This is a genomic window from Pseudomonas gorinensis (genome assembly GCF_042015035.1).
Taxonomy (GTDB): Bacteria; Pseudomonadota; Gammaproteobacteria; order Pseudomonadales; family Pseudomonadaceae; genus Aquipseudomonas; species Aquipseudomonas gorinensis.
This window is the reverse complement of sequence record NZ_CP167125.1, coordinates 5348427-5363504: the sequence shown is the minus strand read 5'-3', so window position 1 is coordinate 5363504 and position 15078 is coordinate 5348427. Positions and strand designations below refer to the sequence as shown.

General features: G+C 59.9%; 12 protein-coding genes. All 12 read left to right on the top strand.

Annotation, left to right across the window (positions count from 1 at the left end; translation table 11 throughout):
• Positions 1-4: 4 nt before the first annotated feature.
• The 12 genes from flgJ to AB7933_RS24165 all read left to right on the top strand — a co-directional run bounded on the left by flgJ (position 5) and on the right by AB7933_RS24165 (position 14973).
• Positions 5-1270, top strand: a complete 1266-nt coding sequence (gene flgJ / locus AB7933_RS24220; RefSeq protein WP_024076727.1) for a flagellar assembly peptidoglycan hydrolase FlgJ — start codon at positions 5-7, stop codon at positions 1268-1270.
• 13 nt (positions 1271-1283) lie between these two features.
• On the top strand, positions 1284-3329 hold the full coding sequence (gene flgK / locus AB7933_RS24215) for a flagellar hook-associated protein FlgK (RefSeq protein WP_024076726.1): 2046 nt from the start codon (positions 1284-1286) through the stop codon (positions 3327-3329).
• 14 nt (positions 3330-3343) lie between these two features.
• Positions 3344-4945, top strand: a complete 1602-nt coding sequence (locus tag AB7933_RS24210) for a flagellar hook-associated protein 3 (RefSeq protein WP_024076725.1) — start codon at positions 3344-3346, stop codon at positions 4943-4945.
• A 277-nt stretch (positions 4946-5222) separates the two neighbouring features.
• Positions 5223-6152, top strand: coding sequence for a ketoacyl-ACP synthase III (locus AB7933_RS24205; RefSeq protein ID WP_024076724.1), 930 nt, complete (start codon positions 5223-5225; stop codon positions 6150-6152).
• 274 nt (positions 6153-6426) lie between these two features.
• Positions 6427-7842 (top strand): flagellin, encoded by a 1416-nt coding sequence (locus tag AB7933_RS24200; RefSeq protein ID WP_024076723.1) that lies wholly within the window; start codon positions 6427-6429, stop codon positions 7840-7842.
• 74 nt (positions 7843-7916) lie between these two features.
• A complete protein-coding gene (locus AB7933_RS24195; RefSeq protein WP_024076722.1) occupies positions 7917-8267 on the top strand; it encodes a flagellar protein FlaG in 351 nt (116 codons plus the stop codon).
• 81 nt (positions 8268-8348) lie between these two features.
• Entirely contained in the window at positions 8349-9758 is a 1410-nt protein-coding gene (gene fliD, locus AB7933_RS24190) for a flagellar filament capping protein FliD (RefSeq protein WP_024076721.1), read from the top strand.
• 139 nt (positions 9759-9897) lie between these two features.
• Positions 9898-10302, top strand: a complete 405-nt coding sequence (gene fliS, locus AB7933_RS24185; RefSeq protein ID WP_024076720.1) for a flagellar export chaperone FliS — start codon at positions 9898-9900, stop codon at positions 10300-10302.
• A gap of 25 nt (positions 10303-10327) precedes the next feature.
• Complete coding sequence (gene fliT / locus AB7933_RS24180; protein WP_024076719.1) at positions 10328-10624, top strand: flagellar protein FliT; 297 nt, start codon at positions 10328-10330, stop codon at positions 10622-10624.
• A gap of 168 nt (positions 10625-10792) precedes the next feature.
• Positions 10793-12268, top strand: a complete 1476-nt coding sequence (locus AB7933_RS24175; protein ID WP_024076718.1) for a sigma-54 dependent transcriptional regulator — start codon at positions 10793-10795, stop codon at positions 12266-12268.
• Between the two features lie 110 nt (positions 12269-12378).
• Entirely contained in the window at positions 12379-13590 is a 1212-nt protein-coding gene (locus tag AB7933_RS24170; protein ID WP_041161276.1) for a sensor histidine kinase, read from the top strand.
• Between the two features lie 6 nt (positions 13591-13596).
• Positions 13597-14973: a sigma-54-dependent transcriptional regulator gene (locus AB7933_RS24165; RefSeq protein WP_024076716.1), complete on the top strand. Its 1377-nt coding sequence runs from the start codon at positions 13597-13599 to the stop codon at positions 14971-14973.
• Positions 14974-15078 lie beyond the last annotated feature (105 nt).

Genomic DNA, 15078 nt, shown 5'->3' with positions numbered 1-15078 from the left:
GGCCATGGCCATGGATATGCGCAAAAGCGGGCTGACCAGCACGGCGGACTCGGGCTCTTACTCCGACCTGAACCGGCTTAACCAGCTCAAGGTCGGTGCTGACAAGAACAGCGAAGGCAACATGCGCAAGGTGGCGCAGGAGTTCGAGTCGTTGTTCTTGAGCGAGATGCTCAAGTCCATGCGCTCGGCCACCGAGGCCCTGGGCAAGGACAACCCGCTGAACACTCCGGCCGCCAAGCAATACCAGGAAATGTACGACCAGCAGTTGGCGGTCTCCATGTCCCGCGAAGGTGGCGGTATCGGCCTGGCCGACGTGCTGATGCGCCAGATGCAGAAGAACAAACCGGTGGACGCCCAGGCGGCCACCTTGCAGGGGCCGGCGGCGGCAGACGCGGCGAAGAAGGTCGATGTGCCGACGGAAATCGCCGCTGGCACCAAGGCCGATGGCCCGCTGGGTCGCTCCAATGGCCAGCGTCCGCTGTGGGCGTACCGCGTGGCGGTGCCCGAGGGCGCCAGCGCCCACGCCAACGATATGGCGCTGATGAACCAGCGTCGTATTGCCCTGCCAAGCAAGCTGACCGACCGCCTGCTCGCTGGCATCGTGCCGACCGCGCCGGTCGCGATCGATGCTAAAAACGCACCGCTGCGTAACAGTGCCGCCGACGACAGCGTGGTCAACAGCACCGCGCGCACGTTTGCCGTACCGAGCGGACGCATGCAGGTCTACGGTCGCGCCGTGGCCCAGCCACCGTTGGCGCCGGCGAAGAAAGCCTTCAGTTCCCAGGATGAATTCGTCGCCACCATGTTGCCGATGGCCAAGGCCGCGGCAGCACGTATCGGCGTCGATCCAAAGTACTTGGTGGCCCAGGCCGCCCTGGAAACCGGCTGGGGCAAATCGGTGATGCGCGCCGAGGACGGCAGCAGCAGCCACAACCTGTTCGGCATCAAGGCCGGCAAGAGTTGGCAGGGCGGCCAGGCCCGCGCGATCACCAGCGAGTTTCGTGATGGGGCGATGGTCAAGGAGACGGCGCAGTTCCGTTCCTACGACTCCTACCAGGACAGCTTCCATGACCTGGTGACGTTGCTGCAAAGCAATGATCGCTATAAAGAAGTTGTGAAATCGGCCGATAACCCCGAACAGTTTGTACGCGAGTTGCAAAAAGCCGGATACGCAACCGACCCGGCCTATGCCAGCAAGATTTCGCAGATCGCCAAAACGATGGACAGTTACCAGAATTACGCTGCCGCGGGCGCGACCACTCATTTATAAGGTCTGAACCACCATGAGTTTGCTCAATATCGGGATGTCGGGGCTTAACGCCGCTCAAGGATCGTTGTCGGTCTTGAGTAACAACATCGCCAACGCCAACACCTCGGGCTATTCGCGTCAGCAGACCACCCAGAACGCGAACGCGTCGAACCCCTACGGCGGCGTATACATCGGTAGCGGCACCACCCTGGCCGATGTGCGTCGGGTATATAACGAATTCCTGGACGCGGCTTACCAGAACAGCACGGCACTCAATAACGATGCCAAGGCCTATTCGAGCCAGGCGAGCGCCATCGACAAGACCTTGTCGGACAAGACCACCGGCATGTCCTCGGTGCTGGGGGCGTTCTTCTCCGCCGTGCAGACCGCCGCGTCCAACCCCAGCGACGTTTCTGCCCGACAAGTGCTGTTGACCAGCGCCCAGACCCTGAGCAACCGTTTCAACGCGATCTCCGGCCAGCTCAACCAGCAGAAAGAATCGATCAACGGCCAGTTGGGCACCATGAGCGATCAGGTCAACCAATTGACCTCGTCGATCGCCTCGCTCAACAAGCAGATCACCCAGGCCCAAGGCTCAACCACCACGGCGCCGGCCAACCTGCTGGATGCGCGTAACGAAGCGGTACGTTCGCTCAATGAGTTGGTGGGGGTCACCGCCAGCGAAAAGAACGGGATATTCAGCGTCAGTACCGGCACCGGGCAGTCCCTGGTGTTGGGCGACCAGTCCAGCACCATTTCGGCAGTGCCGAGCCAAAACGACCCGAGCCAGTACACCATCCAGCTCAATGCGGGTGGCGGAACCTCGATCGACCTGGGCAATGTGCTCAGTGGCGGTAGCATCGGTGGCCTGTTGCGTTATCGCAGTGACGCCTTGATGCCGGCCATCAATGATTTGGGGCGTATCGCCATCGCCACCGCCGATACCGTCAACAGCCAGCTCGGCCAAGGCCTGGATTTGAACGGCGACTTCGGCGTGTCCCTGTTCAAGGACGTCAACAGCGCTGTCGCCATCTCGCAGCGCAGCCAAGGCGCGGCGGGCAACAGCGCCGGTTCCGGTAACCTGAATGTCAGCATCAGCGACACCAGCAAGCTGTCGACCTACGACTATAAAGTCACCTTCAGCAGTGGCAATAACTACACGGTGACGCGTTCCGACGGCAAGGCCATGGGCGCGTTTGACACCACCACCACGCCGCCGCCGGTGATTGATGGTTTTACCCTGGCCCTGGACGGCAAAGGCCCAGTGGCCGCGGGTGACACTTTCAAGGTCAGCCCGACCGCCAACGGTGCCACCGGTATCGGTACCCAACTGACCGACGCCAATAAAATTGCATTCGCCGGGCCTTTGCTGGGCGAGGGCAGCAAGACCAACCAGGGCACTGGCACCTTTACCCCGCCGAGCCTGACGGTGCCGATCGACATCGATGGCGGCGCGGCGACCGCTCAGCTGCGTACCGGGATTGAACACTCGATGCCGGTCAAGATGGTATTCGGCAAGCCGGCCACCGACGGCACTCAGCCGTACACGCTCAACGATGCCCAGGGTAACCCGATTGGTACCGGCACCATCGTTCCAGGCCAAGGCAACAAGATTACGGTCGCCGTACCGATGCGGGATGCCAGCGGGACCTTGCTCACCCCGGCACAGAGCTTCAGTTTCGATACTACGGTCGGCGGCTCGCCTGCCGACGGTGACAGCACCTCGTTCTCGTTCAACGCCGCGGGCCGCTCGGATAACCGCAATGCCCTGGCATTGCTGGACCTGCAAACCAAGGCCTCGGTCGGCCTGGCCGATGGCAGTGGCGGTGGTGTGAGCCTGGTGACGGCCAACAGCCGCCTGGTCTCGACCGTGGGTGCCAAGGCCGCTTCGGCCATTACCGACACCACGGCAACCGGCGCATTGCTCAAGGCCAACCAGGACGCGCGCAACTCGGTGTCTCAGGTCAACCTGGATGAAGAAGCGGGCGACATGATCAAGTTCCAGCAGTACTACACGGCGTCGTCGCAGATCATCAAGGCTGCGCAAGAAACCTTCAGTACATTGATCAATAGTCTTTAAGGGAGTCTGGGACGATGCGTATTTCTACTGCTCAATATTTCGAAACCAGTTCCGCCAAGTATTCGGACAACTATTCCAGCGTGGTGAAGGCTCAGGACCAGGCCAGTTCCGGTGTGCGTGTGCAAACCGCCGGGGATGATCCGGTCGCCGCCGCGCGCTTGCTGTTGCTGCAACAGCAGAAAGACATGCTGGGCCAGTTCAACGGCAATATCACCAGCCTGAAAAACTCCCTGACCAACGAAGAAAGCGTGCTCGGCGCGATCAACGATGCCTTGCAGCGCGCCACTCAGTTGGCCCTGCGTGCCGGTGGTTCGTTGAGCGACGCCGACCGTCGCTCGGTTGCCAGTGAAGTGGGGGCGATCGAGGATCAGGTCCTGGGCTTGCTCAACAGCAAGGACTCTTCCGGCAACTACCTGTTTTCCGGTTCCAAGACCCAGACCCCGCCCTACAGCCGTAACAATGATGGCACCTACAGCTATCAGGGCGACGAAACGCCGCTGAGCCTGCAAGTGTCGAATACGTTGACGGTCAACGCTGGCGATACCGGCAAGACGGTTCTGGAGGGCGCTGCCAACTCCAGTCGCACCCAGGCCACGTGGCTTGCACCTGTGCCCCAGACGGTGCCGCCGACGGTCAATGACAACAAGGTTGCGCTGTCGGCCGGGCTGGTGACGTCGAGCTCCGACTACGCCAGTAAGTTCGCCGACGGCGAGCCGTACAAGCTGACCTTTACCAGCAGTACTCAATACAAGGTGTCCGATAAGAACGGCACTGACGTGACTTCGGAGATTGCCGGCAACGGTACCTTCGACGCCACCAAGGAAGGCAGCACCAGCGTGGCGCTGCGTGGGGTGAAGTTCGACATCACCATGAACCTCGGCGACGTTGCTCCGGGCGCCAACTCCGATGCGCTGGTCAAGGATCGTTCGTTCAGCCTGGAAGCCAAGCCGGATACCTTCAGTATCTCGCGCACGCCGAGCAACGCGTCCACGGCACAATTGAACAATGCCACCGTGTCCAGCCAGGCGGGCTATGCCAGCACGTTCCCGACCAACAGCGGGGCGCTGATCAAGTTCACCAGCGCCACCGCCTATGAGATGTATACCCAGCCCTACACCGCCAATAGCAGGCCCATTGCCACCGGTGATACCGGCGGCGGGACAACCTTGACCGCGGCCGGGGTGACCTTTGACATCAGCGGCGGGACGCCGCAAGCGGGCGATCAGTTTTCCGTGGGGGCCAATACCCAGAAAACCCAGAATGCGCTGGACACCCTTGGCCAATTGCGCAAGGCGCTGGAGCTGCCCGCCGACGGCAATCCGGCGGCGACCGTCAAGCTCAAGGACGTGTTGGATGCTTCCATCGCCAACCTGGCCAATTCAATGTCGCAGATCACCAACGTGCGGGGTTCCATCGGTGCGCGGGGCAACGCCCTGGACATCCAGTCTGACGAAAACACCAGTATCGGCCTGGCCAACACCAGCACCATGAGTGACCTGGCCAACATCGATATGGGCGAGGCGGCGATCAATCTGACGCTGCAGCAAACCATGTTGCAGGCCTCGCAATTGGCGTTCGTCAAAATCTCCCAGTTGAGCCTGTTCAACAAGATGTAAGCGGCGTCTAGCCAAGCGGCCCGCTCTGGAAACAGGGCGGGCCGTTTTCGTTTCTGGGGTTTAATTGTTTGAAGGTTTTGCACAAAGCACACACAATTGAGTGACCTGTGAGTCATAAAGCGCATCTTCACTGTATCGTGTGAAAAGGATAAGTCGTCACAGGGTCCTTGCGGGGCGGCTTTCAGCGAGATTTTTATGGGGTTATCCCCTTTATTGTCCAGCACTCCAGGCGTCGTCCGAGGGGTGTTCTCCAGCTATTTAGTATTGGGAAGCCACAATGATTGGCATAAAAAGCATCGCCAGTTACGTGCCGGCAGACGGGATCGATAACTACGCCCAGGGTGCCAAATTCGCCAAGGATGAAGAGTTCATCATTGGCAAGATCGGGTCGGCGTTTCTGCCGCGCAAGGAAGCTGCGCAGGAAACCTCCGACCTGTGTGTCGAGGCGGTCAACGCTTTGTTTGCCAACAACCCGGATTTGAAGCGCGAGTCCATCGACGCACTGATCGTCGTCACCCAGAACGGCGACGAAGAGGGTTTGCCCCACACCGCCGCCATCGTCCAGGACAAGCTGGGCCTGCCGACCCACGTGGCGGCCTTCGATATTTCCCTGGGCTGCTCGGGCTACGTCTACGGTATCTACGCAATGAAAGGCTTCATGGAAGCCACCGGCCTGAAAAACGGCCTGCTGGTCACGGCCGATCCGTACTCCAAGATTGTCGACCCGGAAGATCGCAACACCACCATGCTGTTCGGCGATGCCGCCACTGCCACGTGGATGGGCGAAGACGCGTCGTGGTTGCTGGGCAAGGCGAAGTTCGGCACCGACGGTTCCGGCGCGCCGCACCTGAAGGTCAGTGATGGCGTGTTCTTCATGAACGGCCGCCAGGTGTTCAACTTCGCATTGCTCAAGGTGCCGGCACACCTGCATGAGCTGCTCGATGAGTCGCAGCTCAAGGCCGACGACATCGATGCGTTCTGCATTCACCAGGGCAGTGCGGCGATTGTCGATGCCGTGGCGCGGCGTTTCGAGGATGCCCCGGTGGACAAGTTCATCAAGGATATGGTCGAGACCGGTAACACCGTGTCGTCGAGTATTCCATTGCTGCTGGAGAAGCACGTGATGGACGCTACCTGGAAGCGCGTGGCCATCAGCGGTTTTGGCGTGGGCCTGTCGTGGGGCTCGGCGATTCTGCATCGTCCGTGACGCGTCGGTAGACTGAGTTCGCCGCAAAAGCAAACGCCGATGATCGAAAGATCATCGGCGTTTTTTATTTGGCGCCAAAAAAACCAGAAAATCCGGTGGGAAAAGTCAGCCTAAAGCCTTGAATTACAAGGGATGGCACGAGGCCAGTAAAAAAAATAAAAAAAAGGCTCAAGCAACCGCCTACCACGACGATAACTATTACGTAGGTTCTCAGGCCACACCCGGCGGTTGCCAGGGCCGGAAGCCGCAGTATCCATCCAACGAGGATTTCGTCATGGCTTTAACAGTAAACACCAACATTGCTTCGATCACTACCCAGGGCAACCTGAACAAAGCTGGCGGCGCCCTGGCCACTTCCATGCAGCGCCTGTCTTCCGGCCTGCGTATCAACAGCGCTAAAGACGACGCTGCCGGCTTGGGTATTGCTACTCGCATGACTAGCCAAATCAATGGCCTGGGTCAAGCAGTGAAGAACGCTAACGATGGTATCTCCATCGCGCAAACCGCTGAAGGCGCAATGCAGGCTTCGACCGACATTCTGCAAAAAATGCGTACCCTGGCTCTGTCTTCGGCTACTGGCTCCCTGAGCACCGACGACCGTAAGTCGAACAACGACGAATACCAGGCTCTGACTTCGGAACTGACCCGTATCTCGCAAACCACTACTTTCGGTGGCCAGAAACTGCTGGACGGCTCTTACGGTACCAAAGCTATCCAGGTTGGCGCCAACGCTAACGAAACCATCAACGTAAGCCTGGACAACGTTGCTGCCAACAACATCGGTTCGCAGCAGATCAACAGCCTGGGCATCACCCCTGGTGCTGGTGTTGCTGGTGGCGCAATCGCTGTGACTGGTAACGGTCAGACTACCAACGTAACCGTAGCTGCCGCTGCTTCCGCTAAAACCATCGCTGCCCAACTGAATGGCGCCGTCGGTGGCCTGAGCGCTACTGCCAGCACTGAAGCTCAGTTCGTTGTCGGCGCGGGTGCTGCTGCTGCTCCGGCTTCGTTCACCATGACCGTTGGCGGCCAAGCCACCACGTTCATCGGCGTAACCGATACCGGCAGCTTGGCTGAGCAACTGAAGTCCAACTCCGCCAAACTGGGTATCAGCGTTAACTACGATGAATCCAAAGGCACTCTGTCGGTTAAATCCGACACCGGTGAAAACCTGGCCTTCAGCGCTTCGACCGCTGCCGGTACCATCACTGTTGCGACCAAAGACGGTTCCGGTGCCTACGGTACTGCCACTGCCCTGGCTGACGGCATCATCGCTACCGGTGCTGTGAACATGAACTCCTCCAAGGGTTACTCCCTGGAAGGTGCTGGTGTGACCGGTCTCTTCGGCGCCGCTACTTCGGCTGCTTCGGCCAAGGTTACGGTTTCGCAGACTGACGTGACTGACGCCACCAAGGCCCAGAACGCAGTGTCTGTAATCGACCAGGCTATCGCTACCATCTCCAGCTCCCGTTCGGGCCTGGGTGCGGTTCAGAACCGTCTGACCAGCACTGTGGATAACCTGACCAACATTCAGAAAAACACCACGTCTGCCCGTAGTACTGTTCAGGACGTCGACTTCGCTTCCGAAGCCGCTGAACTGACCAAGCAGCAAACCCTGCAGTCGGCTTCCACTGCGATCCTGTCGCAGGCTAACCAACTGCCATCCGCTGTACTGAAGCTGCTTCAGTAATCACAGCGCTGGGTAAATGACGGGAGGGCGCGTTTACGTGCCCTTTCGTCTTTTCCAATCAGAGGAGATTGGGCATGGACATGAATGTAAAACTGAACTTGTCTTATCCGCTACAGGCCCCTCAAGGCACTGTGGCACCTGTGGTTGCTGACAAAGATAAGACTAAGGTTGAGCCGGCCGCGCCAGCCACCGGTAAGTCTCAAAAGGACGATCTGGAAAAAGCGGTCACCGATATTAAAGAATTCGTACAAGCGGCCCAGCGCAATCTGGATTTTTCCATTGACGCTTCCACCCATAGGGTTGTGGTCAAGGTCATTGCCACCGACACCGGTGAAGTGATCCGCCAGATCCCCTCGGAAACGGCCTTGAAGCTGGCACAAAGTCTGTCCAGCGCCAGTCACGTGTTGTTTGACGACAAGGCTTGAGCTGGCATGAAACTTGTTGCTGTTACGGCTTGAAGTGTTGTTCGTCAAGATAACGGCAGCCACCGTAAAAGGAGAAAGATGATGGCGGGTACAACGATTACTGGCGTGGGGTCGGGCTTCGATACCCAGGCAATTGTAAAGTCCCTGGTAGATGCCGAGCGAGCGCCGAAACAGTCGCAGATCAATACCCAATCGCAAAAGGCAACTACCCAGCTGTCGTCGATCGGCAAGATCCAGGCTGCCCTGGACGCCTTCCGTGGTGCGCTGACCAGCATGGGCACCGACAACAGCTTCAGTGGCTTGACCGGTACCTCTTCGGATGAAAAAGTCGCCACCATGACGGCCAACCAAGGTGCAGCGAACGGCAGCTTCTCGCTGATCGTCAACCAGCTGGCCATGCCTTCGAAGCTATCGACCAAAACGTTTGCCGGTGGCCAGTCGACAGTCGTCAACGCCGGCACCACGGCGACAACGCTGACAATCACGCAGTCGGGCAAGAACTTTGATTTGAGTGTGCCGGCAGGCGCGACACTGCAACAGGTGCGTGATTCGATCAACTCCACGTTCGGCACCGCCGGCCTGAGTGCCAACATCCTCACCGACTCCACCGGTTCGCGTCTGATCCTGACCTCCACCAATAGCGGGGTCGGTTCGGACCTGACGATGTCGGGCAACTCTGGGATTGATACTGGCTACACGGTAGTCAGCGCGCCTCAGAACGCCAAGTACACCATCGATGGCATTGCGGCGGAGTCCAAGTCCAACAGCATCACGGATGCGGTGAGTGGGGTAAGCATCAAGTTGCTGTCGCTGTCGCCTACGGTCACGGCCAACGATCCGAATACAACCAACCCGCTTCGTACCGCCATGACCATCTCGGTCACTACCAGCGCCACCGCGCTGAAGTCCGGGGTCAAGGGCTTTGTCGACAGCTATAACGCCCTGCTCAAGGCCATGAACGCCGAGACCAAGGTCACCAAGGACGCCGCGGGTAACTCCATCGCCGCGACCCTGACCGGCGACTCGACCATGCGCACCTTGCAGTCGGCGATCCGCAACGAGTTCAACGCGCTTTCGGGGAACGGCACCTTGAAGTCCCTGGCGCAGTTCGGTGTCACAACCGATCAGGATACCGGCGCGCTGAGCATCGATAGCAAGCAGTGGGATAAGGCGGTGCTGACCAATGCCGCTGACATCAACAGTATCTTCAGCGGCAAGACTGGCTTGCTGGCGCGCCTGACGGCCGCTACCGACGCGTATGCCAAGCCGAGCACCGGGATTCTGGCCACGCGTACCACCTCGTTGGCCGACAGCCTGAAAGACCTGACCAAGCAGCAGACCGATCTGGATGACCGTCTCACCACCATGCAGGACGCCTTGACCCGCAAGTACACCGCCATGGATACGCTGGTAGCGCAGTTGCGTCAGCAGAGCACCAGTATTCTCGGTACGCTCAATGCAATCAGTGGCTCAAAAAGCAGCAGCAGTTGATTGACTGCGCCTGAAAAAGCCCGGGTCCGTTGACCTGGGCTTTGTTCTTTGTAGAGCCGCTGGGTTAAAGTTTTTTGCGACCCGGTCGACATAATGGTTACTGCAATCCTTCCAGCTGTTGCCTGTCACGAGGTAGAAAATGAATCCCATGAGAGCCCTTCGCCAATACCAGAAGGTCAATTCCCATGCCCAGATCTCCGAAGCCAGCCCGCATCGCCTGGTGCAGATGCTGATGGAAGGCGGCCTGGACCGCATGGCGCAAGCCAAGGGGGCGCTGGCGCGTGGCGATATCGCTCAGAAGGGCCTGATGCTGGGTAAGGCCACCGACATCCTGATCGGCCTGCGTGATGGCCTCGATGCGGAAAAAAGCGACAACAAGGAATACGTCCAGCAACTGGAAGGTCTGTATGTGTACATGACCAACCGCTTGATGCAGGCCAACCTGCACAACGATGCCGAGATGATCGACGAAGTCGCTCGTCTGCTGATTACCGTAAAAGAAGGCTGGGATGCCATTGCCGCACCGCAGGGTGCCGCACAATAAGGCCATCGGCCTTGAGGAACTCGTCATGAGCCAAGCACTGCAACGCATTGATGAAACCCGCGACGCCTTGATCGACGCGCTGGCGGAACGTAACTGGGACGCCATCGGCGAACTGGATATGGGCTGTCGCAGTGTGATCGAGGAGGTGCTGAGCGAAGCGCCGGTGGACGAGGATGCGTTGCGAGAGAAACTGGAGAGCCTGCTCGCGGTTTATCAGCAGTTGCTGGAAGTGACGACCGGCGAACGCCAGGCGATTTTCGAAGAGATGTCGCAGATCAACCAAGCGAAAAAGGCGTCAAAGGTTTACCATCTGTTCGGTTGAACGGGCGCAGTTAATCCGAACGGCGCGTCATATATTTGACTGTGCCAGCATTTTTGACTTAACTAGTGCTGTTTTCAGATTTCAGACGTCTAGTAAGTAAGAAGTCTTACAAGCGTCTAGATTGCCCTCACTCTGGGGCAGAGCGTTTACTAGGGAAGTTGCTATTGCATGTGGCGTGAAACCAAAATTCTGCTGATTGATGACGATAGCGTCCGTCGCCGCGACCTGGCGGTGATTTTGAATTTTCTTGGCGAAGAAAATCTGCCCTGCGGTAGCCACGATTGGCAGCAGGTGGTCAGCTCATTGTCATCGAGCCGTGAAGTCATTTGTGTGCTGATCGGGACGGTAAACGCTCCTGGTGCAGTTCTGGGCTTGTTAAAGACACTGTCAACCTGGGATGAGTTCCTTCCGGTGTTGCTAATGGGCGATATTTCTTCTGTCGACCTGCCGGAAGACCAGCGCCGCCGTGTACTTTCCACCCTGGAAATGCCGCCCAGCTATAGCAAATTGCTCGATTCCCTGCACCGCGCCCAGGTCTATCGCGAGATGTACGACCAGGCCCGCGAACGCGGTCGCCACCGTGAGCCCAACCTGTTCCGCAGCCTCGTCGGCACCAGCCGTGCGATCCAGCACGTGCGCCAGATGATGCAGCAAGTGGCCGATACCGACGCCAGCGTGCTGATCCTCGGCGAGTCCGGCACCGGCAAGGAAGTGGTCGCGCGCAACCTGCACTATCACTCCAAGCGCCGCGACGGGCCATTCGTGCCGGTCAACTGCGGGGCAATTCCTGCAGAGCTGCTCGAAAGCGAACTGTTCGGCCATGAGAAGGGCGCCTTTACAGGGGCTATCACCAGCCGTGCCGGGCGTTTCGAACTGGCCAACGGCGGCACCCTGTTCCTTGACGAAATCGGCGACATGCCACTGCCGATGCAGGTCAAGCTGCTGCGCGTGCTGCAAGAACGCACCTTCGAGCGCGTTGGCAGCAACAAGACCCAGAGCGTGGACGTGCGCATCATCGCGGCCACCCACAAGAACCTCGAAAGCATGATCGAGGTCGGCAGCTTCCGCGAAGACTTGTACTACCGCCTCAACGTCTTCCCGATCGAGATGGCCCCGTTGCGTGAGCGCGTGGAAGACATCCCGTTGCTGATGAACGAGCTGATCTCGCGCATGGAGCACGAAAAGCGCGGCTCGATTCGCTTCAACTCCGCCGCGATCATGTCGCTGTGCCGCCACGGCTGGCCGGGCAACGTCCGCGAACTGGCCAACCTGGTGGAGCGCATGGCGATCATGCACCCCTACGGTGTGATCGGCGTGGTCGAGCTGCCGAAAAAATTCCGTTACGTCGACGATGAAGACGAGCAGTTGGTGGACAGCCTGCGCAGTGACCTGGAAGAACGGGTCGCCATCAACGGGCATACCCCGGACTTCGGTGCTACCGCCATGTTGCCGCCGGAAGGCCTGGACCTGAAGGACTACCTGGGCAACCTGGAACAAGGGTTGATCCAGCAGGCCCTCGACGACGCCAACGGCATCGTCGCCCGTGCCGCCGAGCGCCTGCGCATCCGCCGAACCACCCTGGTGGAGAAGATGCGCAAGTACGGTATGAGTCGTCGAGAAGGTGATGAACAGGCAGATGATTGACGCCTGTTTTTCAAGCCACTGTTTTATAGGTGGTTTTTTTTAGGCACGGGTATTGCTACAGCCCTCGCAACGTTCCGTTTAACTGACGGTCAGCCAAGCGAGAGAGCATGATGCCCCACGCCGCCCAACTAACTTCGGTCCCTGATCTCCAGGGACTTGTCCCGTCTGTAGAGCAACAGAGCCGCCAGGGCCTGGAGCAGGCGTTTTCGCTGTTCAACCAGATGTCCAGCCAACTGACTGATTCCTACAGCCTGCTGGAGGCTCGGGTCTCCGAGCTCAAGGGTGAGCTGGCCGTGGTCAGTGCCCAGCGCATGGAAGAGCTGGCCGAGAAAGAGCGCCTGGCCAACCGTCTGCAAAACCTGCTCGACCTGTTGCCCGGCGGCGTGATCGTCATTGACGACCAGGGTCGCGTGCGCGAAGCCAACCCGGCCGCCTGCGACATGCTAGGCCTGCCGCTGGAGGGCGAGCTGTGGCGTGAAGTGATCACCCGCTGCTTCGCGCCGCGCGAAGACGACGGTCATGAAATCTCCCTCAAGGACGGGCGCCGCCTGTCCATTGCCACCCGCTCCCTGGACGCGGAGCCCGGCCAGCTGGTGCTGCTCAACGACCTGACTGAAACCCGTCACCTGCAAGACCAGTTGGCGCGGCATGAGCGGTTGTCGTCCCTGGGGCGGATGGTCGCTTCTTTGGCGCATCAGATCCGTACGCCGTTGTCGGCCGCGTTGATCTACGCCAGCCATTTGACTGATGAGCAATTGCCCGCGGCCACCCAGCAGCGTTTTGCCGGGCGCCTCAAGGAACGCTTGCATGAACTGGAGCACCAGGTGCGCGACATGCTGGTGTTTGCCCGCGGCGAATTGCCGCTGACCGACCGCATCACGCCGTCGGGGTTGATGCAGTCGTTGCAGGCGGCGGCAGCCACCCATATCCAGGAAGCCAATGTGCGCTGGCAGTGCGACAGCCACCTCGGCGAGTTGCTGTGCAATCGCGACACCCTGGTGGGCGCCTTGCTCAACTTGATCGAAAACGCCACCCAGGCCAGCGGCCCCGGCGCACGGCTCAAGGTGCACTTGTATACGCGCGAGCAAACCCTGCGCCTGTGTATCAGCGACAGCGGCAGTGGCATCGAGCCGGCGGTGCTGCGGCGCCTGGGTGAACCTTTTTTCACCACCAAGACCAACGGCACGGGCCTCGGCCTGACCGTGGTCAAGGCAGTGGCGCGGGCTCATCAGGGAGAATTGCAGCTGCGTTCCCACCTGGGGCGCGGCACCTGTGCATTGATGACCTTGCCGCTGTTTGTCAGCGCGGCAAGCGCGGAGTAAAGAGCAATGGCTATCAAGGTTTTATTGGTGGAAGACGATCGCGCCCTGCGTGAGGCATTGGCTGACACGCTGCTGTTGGCGGGCCATGACTACCGGGCGGTCGGTTCTGCCGAGGACGCCTTGGAGGCCGTCGAGCAGGAGTCCTTCAGCCTGGTGGTCAGCGACGTGAACATGCCTGGCATGGATGGCCACCAGTTGCTCGGCCTGCTGCGTGCGCGTCAGCCGCAGTTGCCGGTGTTGCTGATGACCGCCCATGGCGCGGTGGAGCGGGCGGTGGACGCCATGCGCCAAGGGGCGGCGGACTACCTGGTCAAACCATTCGAACCCAAGGCGCTGATCGAACTGGTCGCCCGGCATGCCCTGGGTGTGATCCCGGCCACCGACGGCGAAGGTCCGATTGCCTTCGAGCCGGCCAGTGCCCAATTGCTGGAGCTGGCGGCCCGCGTGGCGCGCAGTGACTCCACGGTGTTGATTTCCGGCGAGTCCGGCACCGGCAAGGAGGTACTGGCGCGCTATATCCACCAGCAATCCAGCCGCGCCAAGCAACCGTTTATCGCCATCAACTGCGCCGCGATCCCCGACAACATGCTCGAAGCGACGCTGTTCGGCCATGAAAAAGGCTCGTTCACCGGCGCCATCGCGGCCCAGCCCGGCAAGTTCGAGCAAGCCGACGGCGGCACCCTCCTGCTCGACGAAATTTCCGAAATGCCCCTGGGCCTGCAAGCCAAGTTGCTGCGGGTGTTGCAGGAGCGTGAAGTGGAGCGGGTCGGCGCACGCAAGCCGATCCAGCTGGATATCCGTGTGATCGCCACGACCAACCGCGACCTCGCGGGCGAAGTGGCGGCAGGGCGTTTCCGTGAGGACTTGTTCTATCGGCTTTCGGTGTTCCCCCTGGCCTGGCGCCCGTTGCGCGAACGCCCGGCAGACATCCTCCCGCTGGCCGAGCGGCTGCTGAACAACCACGTCAAAAAAATGAAGCACGCCCAGGCGCGGCTGTCGGCCGATGCCCAGGCCTGCTTGATCAGCTACCCATGGCCCGGCAACGTGCGGGAATTGGACAACGCAATCCAGCGCGCGCTGATTTTGCAGCAGGGCGGCTTGATCCAGCCTCAGGATTTCTGCCTGGCCATGGGCAGTGGCGCCGCGCCGCTGCCGAGCCTGGCGCCCGCTCCGGTCGTCGCCGAAGCCGAGTCTGCCGGTGCCCTGGGTGACGACCTGCGGCGCCGCGAATTCCAGATGATCATCGACACCCTGCGTGCCGAGCGCGGCCGTCGCAAGGAGGCTGCCGAACGCCTGGGCATCAGCCCGCGCACCCTGCGCTACAAGCTGGCGCAGATGCGCGATGCTGGTATGGACGTGGAAGCGTATCTTTTTGCCACCTGATCCGTAACGAGACTGACAAGGTTTGTCGCCTTTTCTTACGAGTTGCTACAGAGCTGGCACCCTTGTTGCTACCTCCCCAGTAATCGCTGCGTAGTGTCAAAAAAT